19 protein-coding genes are annotated in these 18,577 nt (G+C 64.9%); 7 read left to right on the top strand and 12 right to left on the bottom strand.

The genetic code is table 11. The features are described from left to right. Nucleotides 1-47 precede the first annotated feature (47 nt). A complete protein-coding gene (locus GEV01_RS26315) occupies nucleotides 48-692 on the bottom strand; it encodes a TetR/AcrR family transcriptional regulator (protein WP_152808675.1) in 645 nt (214 codons plus the stop codon). A gap of 95 nt (nucleotides 693-787) precedes the next feature. Then, nucleotides 788-1,618, bottom strand: coding sequence for a PhzF family phenazine biosynthesis protein (locus GEV01_RS26310; protein WP_152808673.1), 831 nt, complete (start codon nucleotides 1,616-1,618; stop codon nucleotides 788-790). On the opposite strand from GEV01_RS26310, the gene GEV01_RS26305 reads away from it, so the two are divergent. Beyond that, the gene (locus GEV01_RS26305; RefSeq protein WP_152808671.1) at nucleotides 1,617-2,531 is read left to right on the top strand and encodes a LysR substrate-binding domain-containing protein; all 915 of its coding nucleotides are present in this window, start codon (nucleotides 1,617-1,619) and stop codon (nucleotides 2,529-2,531) included. The two genes, GEV01_RS26310 and GEV01_RS26305, sit on opposite strands and share 2 nt — an antisense overlap. A 33-nt stretch (nucleotides 2,532-2,564) precedes the next feature. Here GEV01_RS26305 and GEV01_RS26300 read toward each other — a convergent pair whose 3' ends face one another. From GEV01_RS26300 to GEV01_RS26290, 3 genes are all read right to left on the bottom strand, one after another. After that, complete coding sequence (locus GEV01_RS26300) at nucleotides 2,565-3,137, bottom strand: flavodoxin family protein (RefSeq protein ID WP_152808669.1); 573 nt, start codon at nucleotides 3,135-3,137, stop codon at nucleotides 2,565-2,567. Nucleotides 3,138-3,259: 122 nt separating this feature from the next. Next, nucleotides 3,260-4,063, bottom strand: a complete 804-nt coding sequence (locus tag GEV01_RS26295; RefSeq protein WP_152808667.1) for a DUF2145 domain-containing protein — start codon at nucleotides 4,061-4,063, stop codon at nucleotides 3,260-3,262. Continuing rightward, a complete protein-coding gene (locus tag GEV01_RS26290; RefSeq protein ID WP_152808665.1) occupies nucleotides 4,060-4,542 on the bottom strand; it encodes a hypothetical protein in 483 nt (160 codons plus the stop codon). The genes GEV01_RS26295 and GEV01_RS26290 overlap by 4 nt, the downstream gene beginning before the upstream one ends. A 131-nt stretch (nucleotides 4,543-4,673) precedes the next feature. On the opposite strand from GEV01_RS26290, the gene GEV01_RS26285 reads away from it, so the two are divergent. From GEV01_RS26285 to GEV01_RS26265, 5 genes are read left to right on the top strand one after another with little or no spacing between them, the layout of a single operon-like run. Further along, nucleotides 4,674-5,690: a M14 family zinc carboxypeptidase gene (locus GEV01_RS26285; RefSeq protein ID WP_070270935.1), complete on the top strand. Its 1,017-nt coding sequence runs from the start codon at nucleotides 4,674-4,676 to the stop codon at nucleotides 5,688-5,690. Further along, the gene (locus tag GEV01_RS26280; protein WP_152808663.1) at nucleotides 5,687-6,451 is read left to right on the top strand and encodes an alpha/beta fold hydrolase; all 765 of its coding nucleotides are present in this window, start codon (nucleotides 5,687-5,689) and stop codon (nucleotides 6,449-6,451) included. The genes GEV01_RS26285 and GEV01_RS26280 overlap by 4 nt, the downstream gene beginning before the upstream one ends. Nucleotides 6,452-6,463: 12 nt before the next feature. Continuing rightward, nucleotides 6,464-6,742, top strand: a complete 279-nt coding sequence (locus tag GEV01_RS26275; protein WP_152808661.1) for a YkgJ family cysteine cluster protein — start codon at nucleotides 6,464-6,466, stop codon at nucleotides 6,740-6,742. A gap of 49 nt (nucleotides 6,743-6,791) precedes the next feature. Continuing rightward, nucleotides 6,792-7,064, top strand: coding sequence for a hypothetical protein (locus GEV01_RS26270; RefSeq protein WP_152808659.1), 273 nt, complete (start codon nucleotides 6,792-6,794; stop codon nucleotides 7,062-7,064). Then, nucleotides 7,061-7,768: a hypothetical protein gene (locus GEV01_RS26265; protein ID WP_328595628.1), complete on the top strand. Its 708-nt coding sequence runs from the start codon at nucleotides 7,061-7,063 to the stop codon at nucleotides 7,766-7,768. The genes GEV01_RS26270 and GEV01_RS26265 overlap by 4 nt, the downstream gene beginning before the upstream one ends. A gap of 55 nt (nucleotides 7,769-7,823) precedes the next feature. Here GEV01_RS26265 and GEV01_RS26260 read toward each other — a convergent pair whose 3' ends face one another. Together GEV01_RS26260 and GEV01_RS31360 are read right to left on the bottom strand one after the other, a co-directional pair. Beyond that, nucleotides 7,824-9,446: a M64 family metallopeptidase gene (locus GEV01_RS26260; RefSeq protein ID WP_152808657.1), complete on the bottom strand. Its 1,623-nt coding sequence runs from the start codon at nucleotides 9,444-9,446 to the stop codon at nucleotides 7,824-7,826. 142 nt (nucleotides 9,447-9,588) lie between these two features. Beyond that, on the bottom strand, nucleotides 9,589-9,714 hold the full coding sequence (locus tag GEV01_RS31360; RefSeq protein WP_268878376.1) for a hypothetical protein: 126 nt from the start codon (nucleotides 9,712-9,714) through the stop codon (nucleotides 9,589-9,591). A gap of 152 nt (nucleotides 9,715-9,866) precedes the next feature. Between GEV01_RS31360 and GEV01_RS26255 the strand changes: the two genes are divergently transcribed. Continuing rightward, nucleotides 9,867-10,763 carry a LysR substrate-binding domain-containing protein gene (locus GEV01_RS26255; RefSeq protein WP_070270931.1) on the top strand — a complete coding sequence of 299 codons (897 nt, stop codon included), beginning with the start codon at nucleotides 9,867-9,869 and terminating at the stop codon, nucleotides 10,761-10,763. A 5-nt stretch (nucleotides 10,764-10,768) separates the two neighbouring features. Here the strand turns inward: GEV01_RS26255 and gudD are convergent, their stop codons facing one another. The 5 genes from gudD to GEV01_RS26230 are packed head-to-tail and all read right to left on the bottom strand — an operon-like array spanning nucleotide 10,769 to nucleotide 18,538. After that, a complete protein-coding gene (gudD, locus tag GEV01_RS26250; protein ID WP_152808655.1) occupies nucleotides 10,769-12,115 on the bottom strand; it encodes a glucarate dehydratase in 1,347 nt (448 codons plus the stop codon). A gap of 23 nt (nucleotides 12,116-12,138) precedes the next feature. Further along, entirely contained in the window at nucleotides 12,139-14,373 is a 2,235-nt protein-coding gene (gene bglX / locus GEV01_RS26245; RefSeq protein WP_152808653.1) for a beta-glucosidase BglX, read from the bottom strand. A 2-nt stretch (nucleotides 14,374-14,375) separates the two neighbouring features. Then, nucleotides 14,376-16,280: a glycoside hydrolase family 2 protein gene (locus GEV01_RS26240; RefSeq protein ID WP_152808651.1), complete on the bottom strand. Its 1,905-nt coding sequence runs from the start codon at nucleotides 16,278-16,280 to the stop codon at nucleotides 14,376-14,378. 19 nt (nucleotides 16,281-16,299) lie between these two features. After that, the gene (locus GEV01_RS26235; protein ID WP_152808649.1) at nucleotides 16,300-16,680 is read right to left on the bottom strand and encodes a 5-carboxymethyl-2-hydroxymuconate isomerase; all 381 of its coding nucleotides are present in this window, start codon (nucleotides 16,678-16,680) and stop codon (nucleotides 16,300-16,302) included. A gap of 7 nt (nucleotides 16,681-16,687) precedes the next feature. Further along, a complete protein-coding gene (locus GEV01_RS26230) occupies nucleotides 16,688-18,538 on the bottom strand; it encodes a hypothetical protein (RefSeq protein ID WP_152808647.1) in 1,851 nt (616 codons plus the stop codon). Between the last annotated feature and the right edge of the window lie 39 nt (nucleotides 18,539-18,577).

Raw genomic sequence — 18,577 nt, 5'->3', positions numbered from 1 at the left:
GAACCTACCAAATTGGCAAGTTTGACGCAAACGGCGCGGCCGGCGGCTCACGGCTGGGCCACTTCCAGGCCGCTCAGGGTGACGCCGATCAGCGTATCCATGAAGGTGTGCGGGTCGATGGGCGGCATCTCGCAGGTCGGCATGAAGGAGTGGGTCCACATCATCAGCATCAGCACCGGGGCCACCAGCACCTGGGTCATCACGGCCGGATCGACCGGGCGGAACTCGCCGCGCCCGATGCCGCGCACCAGCACGCTGGCGATCAGGCCGTTGCCGCGCGCGACTACTTCCTCGTTGTAAAACTGCGCCAACTCCGGGAAATTGTTGCCTTCGGCGAGCATCAGCTTGGTGATGCCGGCCAGCTGGGTGGCGCAGATCTGGTCCCACCACTTCATCAGGATGGCGCGCAGCAGCACGGAGCTGGGGCCGTCGAATACGGCCGCGTCCTGCTCGGCCTCGCCGATGGCGTGCACGATGTTCTCGCGCACCACGGCCTTGAACAGTTCTTCCTTGTTGGCGAAATACAGGTACAGCGTGCCCTTGGACACGCCGGCGCGCCTGGCCACATCTTCCAGGCGCGTGGCGGCATAGCCGCGCTCGACGAACTGGTCCAGCGCCGCCGCCAGCAATTCCTGCGGCCGCGCATCCTTGCGCCGCTCCCAGCGTGGCTTGGTATCTTGAGGGGCTTGCATGGGTGTACTCAATTTAACTTACTTATAAGTCATTAATATAAGCGCAAGCCGGTCCAGCGTCAAGCAAGCGGCAGGGTGGAGAGCCGCTTGCCTGCTTAAATCTTCAGCACACCTCGCAAAACAACGATGCCGGTCCCGGACAGTTCGGCATCGGGCGCCAGCCGCACATGCAGCAAGCTTGGGCGGCCCATCTGCCTGCCCTGCTCGATGACCAGGCTGCGGTGCTCCGCCAGCAAGCTTTGCTCGCCGAGATAGGCCGTCAGCGGACCGGCGGCGGTGCCGGTGGCGGAGTCTTCCCACAGGCCCACGGTAGGATTGAAAAAGCGCGCATAGGCGGTGGCCGGCGCCGCCTCGTCGAAAGCGTAGACATAGCAGCCTTCGGCGCCCGCCGGGCCCAGGACCGCGAGCAATTGTTGCGCCGACGGCCTGACCCGATCGACCGCCGCCCGGTCCTGCAGCCTGACCATCAGATGCGGGGCGCCGGTGTCGGCCGCGCGCGGCGGCGGATAGGCCTGCACCTGATCGATGCCGACACCCAGCGCGGCGGCCAGGCCATCCGGCGAACTCAATGGCGCCCCCAGCTTGAGCGGCGCCTGCCGCATCCGGCCGTAAATCCTGCCATCGCGCCGTTCCAGCGTGATCGGCAGAACCTCGCCGCCGATTTCCTGATGGAAGGTGGCCGGGGTGTCCAGCGGGCCGAGCGCGCCGTGATGGCCCAGCCACAGCCACGCCCCCAGCGCGTTGTGGCCGGCCCCGCCCACCTCCGCCCCGCTGGCTGTGAAGGAGCGCAGCTTCCAGTCGGCCCGTTCGCTGCGCATCAGGAAGGTGGTCTCGGCCTGGTTGAACTCGCCGGCTATGCGGCGCAGCACATCGTCGCCCAGCCCATCCGCGTTTTCCACCACGGCCAGCGGACCAGGATTCATCATGACCTTTCGTGGCCTGCCACCGCTGGCTTCCTTGCGCGCGTTTGAAGCGACGGCCAGGCTGTCCAGCTTCAAGGCTGCGGCCGCCGAGTTGTTTGTGACGCCGACGGCCATCAGCCATCAGATACGCCAACTCGAAGCCCATCTCGGCGTCCGCGTGCTGGACCGCACGCCGCGCTCGGTCAGCCTGACGGCGGACGGACGCCGCCTGTACGAAGCCACGGTCAGCGCCTTCGACGGCATCCTCCGGGTCGCGGACGATCTGCGCCACGGCCAGCGTGGGCAGCAGCTGACGCTGTCGTCGACCACCGCCTTCCTGAGCCACTGGCTGGTGCCGCGGCTGGGACAGATCCAGGCCCTGTTCCCCGAACTGGATCTGCGCCTGCACGCGTCCGACGCGGTGGTCCCGCTGCGGCAAGGAGCGGTGGATATCGCCATCCGCTACGGCAAGGGGCCGTTCGCCGGCGTGGCCGCCACGCCATTGGCGGCGGACCGCTACGCGCCGGTGTGCAGCCCTGGCCTGCACATCCGCAGCGCCGGCGACCTGCGGCGCGCGCGCCTGATCCACATCGACGGCCGCACCGCGCCGCTGCCGCTGCCCGACTGGGAACGCTGGTGCGCGCAGGCCGGCATCACCGGCGTCGATACCGGCAGCGGCTTGCGCTTCACAGACGGCATGCATGCGATACAGGCCGCCATCGCCGGCAATGGCGTGGTGCTGGTCAGTGTGGTGCTGGTGGCGGATGCCCTGGCGGAAGGCTTGCTGGCCATGCCCTTCGAGCAGACCCTGGCGGGAGACGCCTATCATTTTGTCTGCGCGCCGGAACTGGACAGCCGCGCAGACGTGGTCCGCCTGCGCGACTGGTTCCTGGAGACGATGGACGCAGCCTCGCCCCGGCTCAGACCTCACAAATAAGGGGCGCCGGCGAGCAGGCTGCGGGATGAACGGTCAGGCCAGGCGGGCGGCCAGTTCGGCAACCCGTTTGCCCAGCAGGCGGGCGGTTTCCAGGTCGCCGCTGCGCGGAGCTTCTTCGGCCGAAGCGTCGGACGGCGAGATCGCCAGCGCGCCGCCGAAGCCGGCGGTCCAGTTGACGTCGGACGGGCCGTGTTCCTTCTTATTCGACGGCATCACGCCGGTGCCCACCCAGATCTGGCTGTGCTGCATGGCCAGCGTCCAGAAATACTGGATCGTCGAGAACTTGTCGCCGTTGACCGAGGCCGAATTGGTGAAGCCGGCGGCGACCTTGTTCTTCCAGCCCTGGCCGAACCAGGCGGCCGACGACTTGTCGGCGAACTTCTTGAACTGCCAGGCCGGGCCGCCCATATAGGTCGGGCTGCCGTAGATGATGGCGTCGGCCTTGCCGATGGCGGCCAGCGCATCCTCGGACAGGTCGCCGTTCTGGTCGATGCGGAACACCTGCACCTCGGCGCCGGAGACGCCGGCGGCGCCCTCTTGCACGGCCTCGGCCTGTTTAACGGTGTGGCCGTAGCCGCTGAAATAGACGATCGCAATAGTGGTCATGAAATTCCCTAAAAAATAAATGAACAGAAGACCAGGCGCCCGCCTGGCATGGGTGATGCGCTTCGCCCCCAGATAATGAAACGCATGAGCGACAATTGCAATAGGCTAGGCGAGAGAGGCGGTCAGCGCCGTCCCTTGAGCTCCTGCACGCGCCAGCCCTCGTCGCGCGCGCGCAGAAAGGCCAGCATCGAATCGACGGTGACGGCGTTGATGCGGTCGGAAAAACGCAGCGCGCTCGGATGGTCGTCGAAGGCGATATTGGCCTTGAACACGCGCCCGCCCAAGCGCGTCAGCGGACCGATATGCATCTCGGTCGGCGTGTAGCCGGCCATCTTCAGCCACGACTGCGCCTGCTCGCGCGTGCGGATGCGGAAGTCGCTGGCCTCGGCCGACGCCAGCAGCTCCAGCACCCACTGGTTGGAGTTCTGGTATTTGGTCGAGAACGGATAGGCGACCATGCTGTAGCGGCTGCCGTGCAAGCCATGCAGCGCCGCCGGATCGCGCAGCACTTCGCCCAGTTTGGCGGCCACCTTCGGCGGCGGCACGATCATCAACGCATCGAGCGTGAACGGGTTCTCCAGGAAGAAGTTCGCCAGGCCGTCGACCCACAGCGCGGAATCGGCGGTGCCGCAGTCGTTGAGCAATTCATACACGCGCCACGGCTGCTCCGGCGCGCTGCGGAACGCCAGGCCGGCGTGGCTGTACTTCAAGCCGTACTTCGACAAGTCCTGTCCCTGGCGCGCGATCAGCACCACATCGCTGCCACTGGCGTCCAGCGCTGTCTGCAAGGCCTGGCCGGTGCTCAGCGCCTCGCTCAGCGCGGTCTGCGTCAGCGGATGCTCTTCGCAGGAGCGGCCGGCATGGGCCGGCGCGGCGGCCAAGGTGGCGATCATGGCGGCCGCGCCCAGCAGCGTGCGCGCGCTCATTGCGGCGGCAGGCGTTTTTGCGACAACAGCGCCTCGCCCAGTGCGTTGGGAATGAAGGCCAGCACCTTGCCGGAAGCGACCAGCAGCGTGCCGGTGGTTTCCGACACCACCTGCACCGTCGTGCCCACCGACAGGCCGATCGCATCGACCGTCTTGCCGGCCAGCTTGACCGACAGCTTGGCCGCCGAGCCGACCGAGGTCAGCACGACCTCGACCCCGCCCGCCACGCTCTGCGCCACGCCGCTGACGACATAGGCACCGCCGATGACCACCGCCGCCGAGCCGGCGGCCGGGCCGGAATCGCCATTGCCCGAAGCGGCCACGCTGACCACCGGCGCGGCCAGGATGGACATGGTGCCGACCGAGATTTTCTCGGACGGCGTGTGGTTGGATACGCCGTTCTGCGCCATCGCGGCGGCGACGGTCAGCGCCAGCGCGGCGCCGAAGATGGTGTGGCGAATAACTGCAGCTGCTTTCAACTCTGTCTCCCTTGGGTTCCTACGATGAAGTGCTCGAAGCATAACATTAACAGATGCTTAACACTTATACGAATCGCCAAGCGGCAGCGAGTGGGCTACACTGTCGATCACCTCTTTCTGCGTCCGCCTCCATGCCCGAGAAGAACCTGCCCGAACTGATCACCCTGAAACGCCTGATCGACGAAGGCGGGCGGCATCTGGAAGTGGGCACCTCCTGCACGGTGGCGATGGACGGCCGCGAATTCCCGGTGTACTCCATCGCGCTCGGCAATCCCAGCCCGGACGTGCCGGCGCTGGGCTTCTTCGGCGGCATCCACGGCCTGGAGCGCATCGGCACCCAGGTCATCCTGTCCTTCATGGAAAGCCTGCTGGCGCGGCTGCGCTGGGACAGCACGCTGCACCAGCAGCTCGAATCGATGCGGCTGGTGTTCATGCCGCTGGTGAATCCGGGCGGCATGTGGCAAGCCACGCGCTGCAACCCGCAGGGCGTGGACCTGATGCGCAACGCGCCGCTGAGCGCCGTCGACAAGGTACCGTTCATGCTGGGCGGCCAGCGCTTCAGCCACCACCTGCCCTGGTACCGCGGCCGCGCCGGCGCGCCGATGGAAGCGGAAAGCCAGGCAGTCTGCGAGCTGGTCGAGCGCGAACTGCTGACGCGCCAGTTCAGCATGGCGCTCGATTGCCACTCGGGCTTCGGCCTGCGCGACCGCATCTGGTTCCCGCACGCGCACACCACGGCGCCGATACCGCACCTGGCCGACATCGGCGCCCTGGAGCAGCTGTTCAGCCAGAGCTACCCCAACCACAACTACGTGTTCGAGCCGCAGAGCCGCCAGTACCGCACGCACGGCGACCTGTGGGACTACCTGTATTTGAACGGCACCAGCTACAGCGAACGCGTGTTCCTGCCGCTGACGCTGGAGATGGGCTCGTGGCTGTGGGTGAAGAAGAATCCGCGCCAGATCTTCGACCGCATCGCCATCTTCAACCCGACCGCCAAGCACCGCCTGCAGCGGGTGCTGCGGCGCCACCTGATCTGGTTCGACTTCCTGATGCGCGCGGCCAGCAGCCACGGACGCTGGATGCCGGAAGGGATGGCGCGCAAGGTCCACCACCGCCGCGCGCTGGCGCAGTGGTACGACGCATGAGCAACTGGATACTGCTGCGCGGCCTGATGCGCGAACAGCGTCATTGGGGGCGCTTCCCCGGCCAACTGGCCGCCGCGCTGCCGGATGCCGCCATCGTCACGCCCGACCTGCCGGGCAACGGCGAACGCCACGCCGTGCGCAGCGCCACGCAGGTCGCGCAGATGGTGGAGTACTGCCGGCGCGAGCTGCGCGCGCGCGGCATCGAACCGCCCTACTCGTTGCTGGCCTTGTCGCTGGGCGGCATGGCGGCGGTGGAATGGTGCAGCCGCTATCCTGACGAGGTGGAGCGCTGCGCGCTGATCAACACCAGCATGCGGCCGTACAGCCGCTTTCACCAGCGGCTGCGCTGGCAGAACTATCCATCCATCGTCAAGCAGATACTGTGCGGCGGCATGGAAAACCAGGAGCGCCTGATCCTGCGCCTGACCAGCCGCGCCGGCGACGCCGCCGAACGCGCGGGCCTGCTGCAACGCTGGCAGGATTACCAGCGCGAGTATCCCGTCACGCGCGCCAACGCGCTGCGCCAGCTGTGGTCCGCCGCCCGCTTCCGCGCGCCGGCGCTGCGGCCGGACGTGCCGCTGCTGATACTGGCCAGCGCCGGCGACCAGTTGGTCGACCACCGCTGTTCGCTGCGGCTGGCGCAGGCGTGGGACGCGCCGCTGGCGCTGCATCCCGACGCCGGCCACGACCTGCCGCTGGACGACGGCCCATGGGTGGCAGCGTCGATCGCAAAATGGCTGGCCGGAGAAAAAGGGGCGTAAAATAACGCCCCTATGAAAACCATCCCAGCACTGGACTGTCGTCCGAACTGCGGCGCGTGCTGCACGGCGCCCTCCATCACCAGCCCGATACCCGGTATGCCCGACGGCAAACCGGCGGGCGTGCGCTGCATCCAGCTGGCCGACGACAACCGCTGCAAGATCTTCGGCCGCCCCGAGCGTCCAGCCTTCTGCGGCGGCCTGCAACCCTCGGCCGAGATGTGCGGCACGAGCCGCGAAGAAGCGGTACACTGGCTCGGGGAGCTAGAGCGCGCCACACTACCATCGAACTAAGTACACCGCCCGAATTGCTTCCCTATGCGTGCTACGGGAGAATCGTGACATGACCACATCGAAAACCAAAGCCAAGGCTGCGAACTCCGTGCAGGCAAAACCGAAAGGCAAGCCGCTCGAAAGCAAAGATGTGCGTACCACCCAACAAAAGGAATTCTCTGCTGTTGTTGATTCAATCGCCAAGCGCTATGGAGTCAAGGTTGGCCCCACATCCGCGCCAGCAACGAACCCCTACGCAATGTCCGCCGAACAAGCTGCAAAGGTTGCGCTGCAAGCAGGCATCATTACCCGCGCCGGCAATCTGACGCGTAGGTTCAAGTGAATTCAAGTACCGCCCTCGTCGCCTATCACGGCTGCGACATCACAACGCGTGACGATCTGGTCAGCGGCCGCCAGCAGCATCTTCATCACAGCGACAACCGATATGACTGGTTAGGTCCTGGAGCATATTTTTTTGAAGGCGATTTCGAACGCGCACTGTTGTTTGCTCAAGCGTCCCATCTTAATCCTGAAAGGCGTTACACCGCGAAGCCTATCGCGACTCCAGCTGCCGTAGGCGCCGTGTTGCAAGTTCAAGATTGGCTTGATATGACCACGCAAGCAGGTATCAAAGAGTTCAGCTCGGCATATCAGGCATTCACTGCAGGCCTTACAGTGACCGGAACGCCAGTGCCAGAAAATAGACCAGCCAGCGATACCGATACCGACGTTATTTACCGTGTCTTAGATAATGCAGTATTCACCTGGCTCCATCAGGCGCGGGCATCGCAACAACCACCACGTCCATCATTCCAAGCGGTTCGGGCGGCCTTCCATCAAGGGGATAAAGTCGCTCCCACATCAGGGTTTCATGTCAGCACACATATTCAGATTTCTCTGCTTGATAATAAGTGCGTCGTCGGCTGGTTCCTCCCCTTGGGAGCAACACTACTAACTGAGCACCAGTACGGTGAGGCCAAGGCTAGATTGAATGCTGCGTTGGCCGCGAACAAAAAGCCCCGTATCCGCATCAAAGTCCAGCAGTAATTAGCAGGTCGGCCATGCTGTGGCCGGCCGACCTGGAACGCGCCACCGCTCCCGGCTAAGGCCTGGTATAGCTGTAGGTCAGCGTGTAGGCGCCGCCGGAGACTGCGGTGGCCACCGCGTAGTAGTAGCCGCCACCGGCGCTGTACGAGATCGACGGACTCGATGTCCCGCCAGCGCTGGCCGCCACCTGCACCCAGCCGCTATCGCCGTACTGATACAGGTAGAGCTGATAACTGGTGCCGGCCTTGCCGTTCAACTGCAAGCTGATATTGCCCGCCGCCGCCCGTATCCAGCCCGGGTTCACATTGGGTATGCTGATGCTGCCGCCCGCCGCGACGGTGCCGGTTTGCGTCACGCCGGAACCGCCGCCGCTGTACTGCGCGAACACCTTGCGCGCCGCGCCTTCGTTGACCGCATGCCATGGATAGCCCAGCGTGCGCATGCGCGAGTTCTCCGTCGGCCGGTACTTGCCGCTGGTGCAGTACTGCGCGCCCTGGAACGCACCCACCGTGCCGTTCGGATAAACGCCCGCAGCGGTCGGCACCGGCGTGCTGGCCGAGATCAGGCTGCGCCATTTGACAGTGCGCGTGCCGTTCATCGTCACATCCGGTTCGCCCGGCTCGCCATCCAGGCTGCAGGTGCCGTAGTCGTATTCGTCGGCCAGCGAAAACGCCGTGTGGCCAATCTCGTGCAGCGCGATCTCGATCGACTGCGTCGCCATCGACAGCGTGGCGACCTCGCCGCCCGAACCGCCGTAACGCGTGGAGTTGGCGACGACGACGATCACGTCGCGCTCGTCCGGCGCCAGCACCGAGCCGACCACGTCGTGCACCTTGTCCGTATCCACGCACAGCAGGCGGTCGATGTTGTAGCAGTTGAAGGCGGCGTCCAGCGCGGTGTCGCGGTAGATGCCCTTGTCCGGTTCATCCACGCCGGACTGGTTGCTCACCACGTCCACCCGCCGTATGTTCAAGGCGTTGCGGTTGGCCGCGAACAGCGGATCGGCCAGGAAGCCGTCGATGACTTTTTTCGCGTCCGCGTGCCACTTGTCCATTTCCGCAGCGGTGTAGCCGTCGCCGATGAACACATAGTCCATGCGCGAGGCGGCCGGGCCGGTGCTGAGGATGGTGGTCGCGTTGGTGGTCGACGCCAGCGCGGCGGCACGCGCGCTGCGCGAGGAGGCAGCCAGCTTGACCAGCGTGGCGCGGTCGAAGCGCGCCAGCGATGCGGGAGCGATGGCGGCAGCGGCGACGGTGGCGCTCTTGCCGCCCCGCGACGGCGCGGCCTGCACCGGCAGCACCTCGACACTGGCGGTGGCGCTATCGAACGGCAGCGACACTTCGAAGGTGCCACTGGCCTGCCGCACGGTCGCGGATATGTCGATGGCGCCAGTCGCCGGATTGAATGCCTCGACATGGCGCTGCTGTGCGCCAGCCACCGTGACCTGGTGCAGGATGGCGCCCTGCGCATCGCGCGCCACCACCCGCCACTGCGCGCCCGCCGACTCGCCGCGCACGTCGGGCGTCAGGGCGAAGTCGCCGATTTCAGCATGGCGCGCGCTGAACACGGCGCCGCTGCGGCCATCGGCATAAGCCAGGCGCAGCGAGATATTGTCGGCGCTGGCGGCGCCGGTAGCCAGCAGCGCTGCGAGCGCCGCCGAGATGCGTAACAAGGTCATGGTGTCTCCCGATTTTTTTATGTGGAACACCGATTGTCACGCCGCCGCCGCCCGCGCAAATGCCGAATGCGGAGCAACTTGTACAAACCTGCTGCCGTCTTTGACAGCTGTTGCGTAGCTGTTGCACCGCCACGCCGGCCGCTCAGCGCAGCATCACCAACTGCGCCAGCATGCGCATCAACTCCGCCGAAAACTTGGCCGCCGGCGCCGGGCATGGCGCAGCCGGTTTGCACACGCATGGCTGATGGATGGTCTGAATCTGGATCATGGCTACCCCCTGTCGAATGTGGCGCCGATATCGATAAATTCTTGCTCATGGAGTTTTATCAGCGTATGAGGTATATTTTCCTCCCGCATGCGCTCGTGATCAAACGAGTAATATTCGATCAATGCATAAGAAAAACTTAGCCTGAATCCGACATGAACAAACCGCTGCGCTCACTTTCCGGCCTGATCGACTTCGATTGCGCCGCCCGCTGGGGCAGTTTCAAGCTGGCCGCGCAGGAGCTGCACAAGACGCCGGCGGCAATCAGCCTGCAGGTCAAGCAGTTGGAGGAGACGGTCGGTTTCGAACTGTTCGTGCGCCACCCGCGCCACATCACGCTGACCGACAAGGGGCAAGAGCTGGCGGCGACGGTAGCCCGCGCGCTGGGCGATCTGCGCACCAAGGTGGCGGCGCTGCAGGATGGCGACGAAGAGAAAATCCTGCGCATCTCCACCACCCACTCGCTGGCGATCAAATGGCTGGTGCCGCGCATCCACCGCTTCACCAAGCTGTACCCCGAGCTGGATATCCGCATCGATTCCAGCGACCGCCTGGCCAACCTGGAGGACGGCAGCACCGACGCCGCGCTGCGCTTCCATCCCATCGAGGACGGCGATCCCGAAGTGCTGTTCCGCGAGCGGCTGGTCGCGGTGTACAGCCCGTCCTTGCTGGCGCCCGGCCAGGAGGCGCTGACGCTGGCGGACCTGCAGCGCTTCCCGCTGCTGCATGAGCACAGCAACGAGGAATGGATACAGCTGCTGCGGCAAAACAGCGCCCTGAAAGGCCAGTACGATTTCTCGCGCAGCTACAGCAATTTCGCCGTGCTGGCGCAGGCGGCGTTGGCGGGACAGGGGATCAGCCTCGTTTCGTACGCGATCGCCTATGAAGACCTGCGTACCGGCGCCTTGAAGCGCATCGTCTGCTTCAGCGCGCCCTACAAGCGCGGCTACCGGCTGGTGGTCAGCCCCGGCAAGGAGGGCACGACCAAGATCGCCCGCCTGCGCGCCTGGCTGAAGGACGAGATCGAGGAGATGCAGCGCTCACTGGAGTGACGGTTTTAGCGCACCAGGCAAGGACGCTTGGCGTCGAAGCTCCAGCCGGGTATCAGGGACTGCATCGCCACCGCATCGTTGCGCGCGCCCAGGCCCATGTTGAGGTAGCGCTGGTGCGCCGCCTCGACTTCGTCCATATCCAGCTCCACGCCCAGGCCGGCCTTGGCCGGCACCTCGACCATGCCGCCCTTGATCTGCAACGGCGCCTTGGTCAGGCGCTGGCCATCCTGCCAGATCCAGTGCGTATCGATGGCGGTGATCTTGCCCGGCGCGGCGGCGGCGACGTGCGTGAACATCGCCAGCGACACGTCGAAGTGGTTGTTCGAATGCGAGCCCCAGGTCAGGCCCCATTCATGGCACAGCTGCGCCACGCGCACCGAACCCTGCATGGTCCAGAAGTGCGGATCGGCCAGCGGAATATCCACCGACTGCAACTGGATCGCATGACCCAGTTCGCGCCAGTCGGTGGCGATCATATTGGTGGCGGTGGGCAGGCCGGTGGCGCGGCGGAATTCCGCCATCACCTCGCGGCCCGAGTAGCCGTTCTCCGCGCCGCAAGGGTCTTCGGCGTAGGCCAGCACGTGGCCCTGGTCGCGGCACAGGCGGATCGCGTCCTTCAGCAGCCAGCCGCCGTTCGGATCGAGCGTCACGCGCGCGTCAGGGAAGCGTTCGGCCAGCGCGGTGACGGCTTCGATTTCATCCTCGCCGCGCAGCACGCCGCCTTTCAGCTTGAAGTCCTTGAAGCCGTAACGCTCATAGGCCGCTTCGGCCAGCGCCACCACGGCCTTGGCATCCATCGCCGGCTCATGGCGCAGGCGCGACCACTTGTCCGCCGCGCCAGGGTCGCTGGCGTACGGCAGATTGGTGCGGGTGCGGTCGCCGATGAAGAACAGGTAGCCCAGCATCGGCACCTGCGCGCGCTGCTGCCCGTCGCCCAAGAGTGCGGCCAGCGGCACCTCCAGGTATTGACCCAGCAAATCGAGCAGCGCGCACTCGATAGCGGTAACAGCATGGATCGCGATGCGCAGGTCGAAGGTCTGCAAACCGCGTCCGCCGCTGTCGCGGTCCGCGAAGGCCGCGCGCACCTTGTTCAGCACCGCGTTGTACTGGCCGACCGGCTGGCCGACGATCAGCTGCTGCGCATCTTCCAGCGTGGCGCGTATCGCTTCGCCACCGGGCACTTCGCCCACGCCCTGGTTGCCGGCGCTGTCGGTCAGGATCAGCAGGTTGCGGGTGAAGTAAGGCGCGTGTGCGCCGCTCAGGTTGAGCAGCATGCTGTCCTGCCCTGCGACCGGGATCACGCGCATGGCGGTGACGATGGGCGTGGCGCTGGATTGACGAGTGGTGGTCATGGTTCGGTGTCCGGTGGTTCTGGTTATTTGGATGGCAGCAGCGTGACTGCGCCCTCAAGGCGAATATCGTCGGAGGCGCTGCCGACCATCAGCTTGAAGTCGCCGGCCTCCGCGCCCCATACCAGCTGGCTGTTAAAGAACGACAGCAGCTCGCGGTCTATCGTGAAGCTCACGCGGCGCTGTTCGCCCGGCAGCAGGTGGATCTTCTGGAAGCCCTTCAACTCCTTCACCGGCCGCACCACCGAGGCGACCAGGTCGCGCAGATAGAGTTGCACGATCTCGGTGCCCTCGGCCTTGCCGGTGTTGGCCAGGTCGAACGACAGCGTGACCTGCTGCGACGGCGACATCGCCTTGCTGCTGATCGTCAGGCCGGAGTATTTGAAATCGGTGTAGCTGAGGCCATGGCCGAAGGCGTAGCGCGGCGTGTTGACGGAGTCGATGTAGGCCGATTTGTAGACCACGTTCTTCTCGTCGGTGACGGGACGGCCGGTGTTGTACTGCGCATAGGACAGCGGAATCTGACCTACGCTGCGCGGGAAGGTGATCGGCAGCTTGCCCGACGGGTTGTAGTCGCCGAACAGCACATTGGCGACGGCGTTGCCACCCTCGCTGCCCGGGAACCAGGCGTAGACGATGGCGTCCGCCTGGTCGGCGATGGGGTTGAACACCAGCGGACGGCCGGCCAGCATCACCACCACGACCGGTTTTCCGGTCGCCTTCAGCGCCGCGAACAGCTGCTCCTGATGGCCTGGCAGCGTGATGTCGGTGCGCGACTTGGCTTCGCCGCTCAAGTCCCAGGTCTCGCCGACGACCAGCACCACCACGTCCGCACGGGTTGCTGCGGCGACGGCGTCGGCAAAGCCTTCGGTGCCGGTGCAGCGGTTATCGCAAGCCTGCGCGTAGCTGACATCCGCCTTGCCGGCGTGGCTGCGGATGCCTTCGAGGATGCTGACCACGGGGGCGCGGTCGCCCTCCACTACCCAGCCGCCTTCAAGGTCGCGCTTAGCATCGGCCAGCGGTCCGATGACGGCGATCTTCTGCGCGGCGCGCGACAGCGGCAAAGTCTTGGCGGCATTCTTCAGCAGCACCAGCGATTTTTGCGCCACGTCCAGTGCAGCGACACGGTGCGACGGGTCGGCCAGCACGGCTTTCTCGCGGGCGGCGACCGAGTAGCGGTATGGATCGTCGAACAGGCCCAGCTCGAACTTCTTGTACAGGATGCGGTAGACGGCATCATCCAACGTCTTCATTTTCACCCTGCCGGATTTGACGGCATCCTCAAGGTGCTTGATGTGGGCGTAGCTCTCCATGTCCATGTCGCTGCCGGCGTTGATGGCCTTGACCGAAGCGTCAGCCAGGTCGGCGGCATAGCCATGCGGGACCATCTCGCGCACCGAGCCCCAGTCGCTGACGACGAAGCCCTTGAAGTTCCAGCTGCCCTTCAGGATATCACGCTGAAGGAACACATTGCCGGTGGCCGGTATGCCGTTCAGCGTGTTGAAGGAGTTCATGAAGGTCGCGGCGCCTGCATCCAGTGCTGCCTTGAACGGCGGCAGGTAGACTTCGAACAGCTGCTGGTTGCTCATGTCGACCGCGTTGTAGTCGCGGCCCGCCACGGCCGCACCGTAGGCGGCGAAGTGCTTGGCGGTGGCCATCACGGAATCGGTGGCGCCCAGCTGCTTGCCCTGGAAGCCGTGCACGCGTGCGCGGGCGATGGCGGAGCCGAGGAAGGTATCCTCGCCCGCGCCTTCCATCACGCGGCCCCAGCGCGGATCGCGTGCGATGTCCACCATCGGCGCGAAGGTCCAGTGGATGCCCGCTGCTGCGGCCTCGCGTGCGGCGATGTGGGCCGACTGTTCGATCGCCTCCATGTCCCACGACGCCGACTCGCCCAGCGGCACGGGGAACACGGTGTGGTAGCCGTGGATCACGTCCTGGCCAAACAGCAGCGGAATGTGCAGCCGCGATTGCAATGCCAGCGCCTGGATCTCGCGCGTGTCGGCCACGCCTTTGATGTTGAGCATGGAGCCGACCTTGCCGAGGCGGATATCGGCCAGCTTGGCAGCATAGTCGCTGCTGGTCGGGCCGGTGAACAGGCGGCCGGACAGCTGGTGCAGCTGGCCGACCTTCTCGGCCACCGTCATCTGCTTCATCAGCGCGGCGACCTTGCGTTCGATCTGCGCGTCCTGCGTATCCTGTGCATGGGCCATCAACGGCAGCAGCAAGGCCGCTGCCAGGGCAAGTGTGGTCTTCTTCATGGTCATTTGTATTGCTGCTGTTTTTGGTCGTAGTAAGCCTTCATCGTGTAGAAAGCCAGCTTCTTCTTGCCGGTCTCCGAGATCAGGCCCTTGCGGTTCCAGAAGTCCTGATAGTACGGGTGCGGACGGCGCGGCGAGCGGAAGTCGGTCAGCACCCACGGCGTCATGCCGCGCAGGCCGGGGATCGCGTCCAGCAGCTTGAACTGATTCTTGTACAGCAGGTCCTGATACTCCTCGCTCCAGCGGGTGTCGTCGTCCGCGTGCAGGCCGCCCAGCGCATCGGCGCCGAATTCGGTGATGATCACCGGCTTGTTGTAATTGACCTTGAAGGAGAACTTCATCATCTCCTTGTTGTTGGACCAGTACCAGCCGGCGTACTCGTTGAAGCTGGCGAGGTCGATCTTGTCGGCCAGCGGATCTTCCACCGTCACCTCGTCGCCCTTGCGGTGCACTTCCAGCGCGGCGCCGACCAGGCGTGTGTGGTCCAGCGAGCGGACAGTATCGGCCAGCTTGCCCATGAAGACATTACGCGCCTCGCTGACCGGCGTCTCGTTCCCGATGGACCAGATGATGACGCTGGCGCGGTTGCGATCCCGCGTGACCAGGTCCGTCAGCTGCTGGCTGGCGTTGGCGTAGACTTCCGGCTTCTCCCAAGAGATGGTCCAGTACACCGGCACCTCGGCCCAGACCAGGATACCCATCTCGTCGGCCAGCTTGATCATCTCTTCGCTGTGCGGGTAGTGCGCCAGGCGGACGTAGTTGCAGTTCATGTCCTTGGCCCATTGCAGCATCATGCGCATATCGCCCTCGCCGCGCAGGCGGCCCGGTATCAATGGGTTCTCGTCGTGTAGCGAGATCCCGCGCAGGAACACCGACTTCCCGTTCAACAGCAGATCCTGTCCACGCGTTTCGATGGTGCGGAAACCGATGCGGTCATTGAGCTTGTCGGTGGCGGCGGCAATGGTGACGGTGTACAGCTTGGGATCTTCCGGCGACCAGTAGCGCATCTTGTTCTTCGCCAGCGGGATGCTGACCACAGCGCGGCCGTCGGCGCCGGTGTGCACGGTGGCCTTGACGCCCGCCTCGTGGATGGTGATGGTCACGTCCTGCGAGCGCTGCGCGCCGGTCATCTGCACATAGCCTTCGATGCGGCCCATGTCGCCCTTGGCCAGCTGGATCTGGTAGTCGGCGATGTAGGTGTCCGGCGTTTCGGCCAGCAGCACGTCGCGGGTGATGCCGCCGTAGTTCCACCAGTCGGTGTTCAGTGTCGGGATGTCGTCCTGATGGCGGCTGTTGTCGGCCTTGACGATGACCGTGTTCTGGCCGCTCAGCAGGCGGCCCGTGACTTCGAACTGGAACGGCGTGAAGCCGCCTTTGTGGCTGCCGACCTTCTTGCCGTTCAGGTAAACGTGGGCTTCGTAGTTGACGGCGCCGAAGTAGAGGAAGTAGCGCTTGCCGTCCTTGGGTGTGGCCTTGAACTGCTGGCGCATCCAGACCGTGCCTTCGTAGTTTTCCAGTTTGGCGTTCTGCGAATTCCAGTCGCCGGGTATGGCCAGCGTCGGCGAGCCGTCGAAGCTGTATTCAACGGATTCGGTTTTGTCCTTGGGCTTGCGGTCGTCGTAGAAGCCGCCGGAGCCGGTGGCCGATTGGTCGAACGGCTGGTGGCGGTAGTTGTAGTAGCCCGCTTCGTAGGGATCGACGATGTAGTTCCAGCGGCCGTCCAGCAGCAGATGCGTGCGGCCGTAGATGTTGTGCAGCGTGGGCGGCTGCTTCGCCACCACAGCAGGTGCGGTGCGGCCATCTGCGGCAGGAACCACCATCGCCTGGCCCGGGGCCTGGTCATCCTGCGCCCATGCCGCCGTCGCCAGACAACCCGATATCAACAAGAGCTTCAACACACTACGCATTCAGGTCTCCAAGATTTTATTAACTACTGAATTTGCCTTCGTATCCGGGCGGTGTCGCATCGATGTGCAGCGTGAGGCGCAACGGCAGCTTGTCCAGCGCCGGCGCCAGCTGCGCGTGCGCGGCGGCCAGCACGGCATCTCCGACCGCCTTCACCAGCGCATCGCTGCGGCCCGGCGTGATGCGCATGTTCATGTAGACGAAGGCGCGTCCCTGCTCGCCGTCCGCCACCGCGTACTGCGCGGCCGGATAGGCCAGTACGCGTGTGCCAAGCAGCGGGAACACCGGCGCGCCCTGGTCGTCCTTCAGCGTCACCAGCGTGTGCGACAGCGTCTTGCATAGTTCGCCGATGTCGGCGTGCGCGTCGAGATTGGCGGTGTATTCGATTTTTAAGTGCGGCATGTTGTCCTTAGTGGTACTTGATGATCCACTTGATGGTCAGCGGTTCCTTCATCGTCAGCTTGCCGGTGCCGCAGGTGACGAGCGTCTTCATCGCACCATACGGCGCCATGTAGTCCTTGCTGCCGTTGGTCGGCGCCACCTGGCATTGCTGAAGGCCCGTCACGCTGTACCCGTTCACGTCACCCTTGGCGAAGGTGACGGTGCCGCCGTCGATGGACGGCTGCTCCGAGAAGGATGCGAATTCCAGCGTGATCTTCTCCACTTCCTGCGTACCGACCGGCGTGTAGACATCGTTGCGCGTCAGCTGGCCGTGTTCCAGCGTGTAGGTGGTTTGCAGCTTGATGCGGCCATCCTTGACCGGCCCCTTCTTGCCCAGGCGGTCCAGCTCATCCTGCCGGTAGCTGACCGTGTAGCGCTGGCCGGCCTGGCTGGTCTTGATGTCCTTGATCCAGGCAGTGCCGATCAGCTGCGTGCCGTCGGCCATGGTGAACTTGGGCAGCAGCTGCGGATGCGCGCTGCCGCTGTCGGCGATGCCGGATACGATGCCCGGCGCGAACGGCAGCGGGTAATACGGGCTGTTGTCATGCTGGCTGATGCCGCCGTTGATGATGTTCAGGCTGACGACGTGTTTGCCGTCGCGGAAAATGGTCAATGCGCGGTCGTACTCGCCCTGCGCGAAGGTGGTGGTGCTGAACTGCGGCCGCGTCCTGTCCAGCCACGCCTGCAGGTCGGCCTTGGGCGGCGCGTCCTTCATGCCGGCCTTGTTCCAGGTATCGTTGGTGTAGATCAGTTGATGCAGCAGCGAGAAGTTCTCGCCCAGGATGCGGTGCTTGCCGCGATAGGCGTCGGTGCGGCGGCCCTTGCCCCACATGTCCAGCGAGTGCATCGCCGGGTCGTACCAGAAGTCCATGTAGCGCGCGGCCACGCGCGACGAGAAGGCATATGCATACTGCTTCTCGTCCGCGGTCAGCACGTCGAGGTAGGCGGATACGGACAGGATCTCGACCAGCGCCGTCTCGCCGTACGGCCCGAGGCTGCGGCCGAAACTGAAGCCGTCGCCGGCGGTGTTGCTGACGTTGAGCGCGATGTCGGCCGCCTTGCGCAGCAGGCCTTTCAACTCCGGTGTCGGTTGCAGACCGGTCTCCAGGAAGCGCTCGCAGATCTCGGCGATCAGCAGGATGCTGTAGCGGTCGAAGCGCCCTTCGCCGTCGGTCTCGTCGGAGAAGCCGAACTTGCCCGAGTACTTCTTGTAATGCGTGAGCATTTTGTCGAGCAGGATCTTGCTGCCGCTGTCGTCCTCCCAGCCCATCAGCATGCGCAGGCGCGCGATGCTGAACGCCACGCCGTAGTAGTTGGTCGGCAGGTTGATCAAGTCGTACTGCGGCACCGTGACGAAGGTGCGCCAGTCCAGCTGCTTGCGCAGCTTCTCCAGCGTGGCCGGGCTGACCGCCTGTTCCAGCAGGCCCGCTTCCTTCAGTTTGACCAGCGTGCCGATGTAGTAGTAGATGCCCCAGGTGTGGTTGTCCATGCCGACCGTCATATCGGCGATGTCGCGATAGTCGCGCAGCCGCTGCGGCAGCGCCGGATCGTCCTTGGCGCTGTTGAGCAGAACGTGGCCCAGTCCCGCGGCCACTTTCCCCGGCAGGAATTTGTCGCCCGCCTTGAACGGCGCGTAGCCGTCGATGACGATGGCTTCCTTTTCCGCGACCAGCTTCTTGAAGAAGTAGTCCAGCTGCTGATAGGCGTTGTCCTGCACGATGCGGTTCATCGGCGCGGTGGCGGCGGTTTGCGCCGCAGCGCCGCCGGCCAGCAGAGCGGCCAGCGCGACCGCGGACAGGCGGAATCGGGTTGAAATCATGGGGCGGTGGTCTCGGGTTTGAATTGTTTTGGAAAACGT

Source organism: Rugamonas rivuli, assembly GCF_009380165.1.
GTDB classification, from domain to species: Bacteria; Pseudomonadota; Gammaproteobacteria; order Burkholderiales; family Burkholderiaceae_D; genus Rugamonas; species Rugamonas rivuli.
Note: the sequence above shows the minus strand (reverse complement) of the source record. Positions and strands in the feature narration are given on the sequence as shown.

What these genes read in the sequence shown, in the direction of transcription:
- GEV01_RS26315 (WP_152808675.1), bottom strand. Translation starts at nt 692, where the DNA reads ATGCAAGCCCCTCAAGATACCAAGCCACGCTGGGAGCGGCGCAAGGAT.
- GEV01_RS26305 (WP_152808671.1), top strand. Translation starts at nt 1,617, where the DNA reads ATGACCTTTCGTGGCCTGCCACCGCTGGCTTCCTTGCGCGCGTTTGAA.
- GEV01_RS26310 (WP_152808673.1), bottom strand. Translation starts at nt 1,618, where the DNA reads ATGATGAATCCTGGTCCGCTGGCCGTGGTGGAAAACGCGGATGGGCTG.
- GEV01_RS26300 (WP_152808669.1), bottom strand. Translation starts at nt 3,137, where the DNA reads ATGACCACTATTGCGATCGTCTATTTCAGCGGCTACGGCCACACCGTT.
- GEV01_RS26295 (WP_152808667.1), bottom strand. Translation starts at nt 4,063, where the DNA reads ATGAGCGCGCGCACGCTGCTGGGCGCGGCCGCCATGATCGCCACCTTG.
- GEV01_RS26285 (WP_070270935.1), top strand. Translation starts at nt 4,674, where the DNA reads ATGCCCGAGAAGAACCTGCCCGAACTGATCACCCTGAAACGCCTGATC.
- GEV01_RS26280 (WP_152808663.1), top strand. Translation starts at nt 5,687, where the DNA reads ATGAGCAACTGGATACTGCTGCGCGGCCTGATGCGCGAACAGCGTCAT.
- GEV01_RS26275 (WP_152808661.1), top strand. Translation starts at nt 6,464, where the DNA reads ATGAAAACCATCCCAGCACTGGACTGTCGTCCGAACTGCGGCGCGTGC.
- GEV01_RS26270 (WP_152808659.1), top strand. Translation starts at nt 6,792, where the DNA reads ATGACCACATCGAAAACCAAAGCCAAGGCTGCGAACTCCGTGCAGGCA.
- GEV01_RS26260 (WP_152808657.1), bottom strand. Translation starts at nt 9,446, where the DNA reads ATGACCTTGTTACGCATCTCGGCGGCGCTCGCAGCGCTGCTGGCTACC.
- GEV01_RS31360 (WP_268878376.1), bottom strand. Translation starts at nt 9,714, where the DNA reads ATGATCCAGATTCAGACCATCCATCAGCCATGCGTGTGCAAACCGGCT.
- GEV01_RS26255 (WP_070270931.1), top strand. Translation starts at nt 9,867, where the DNA reads ATGAACAAACCGCTGCGCTCACTTTCCGGCCTGATCGACTTCGATTGC.
- gudD (WP_152808655.1), bottom strand. Translation starts at nt 12,115, where the DNA reads ATGACCACCACTCGTCAATCCAGCGCCACGCCCATCGTCACCGCCATG.
- bglX (WP_152808653.1), bottom strand. Translation starts at nt 14,373, where the DNA reads ATGAAGAAGACCACACTTGCCCTGGCAGCGGCCTTGCTGCTGCCGTTG.
- GEV01_RS26240 (WP_152808651.1), bottom strand. Translation starts at nt 16,280, where the DNA reads ATGCGTAGTGTGTTGAAGCTCTTGTTGATATCGGGTTGTCTGGCGACG.
- GEV01_RS26235 (WP_152808649.1), bottom strand. Translation starts at nt 16,680, where the DNA reads ATGCCGCACTTAAAAATCGAATACACCGCCAATCTCGACGCGCACGCC.
- GEV01_RS26230 (WP_152808647.1), bottom strand. Translation starts at nt 18,538, where the DNA reads ATGATTTCAACCCGATTCCGCCTGTCCGCGGTCGCGCTGGCCGCTCTG.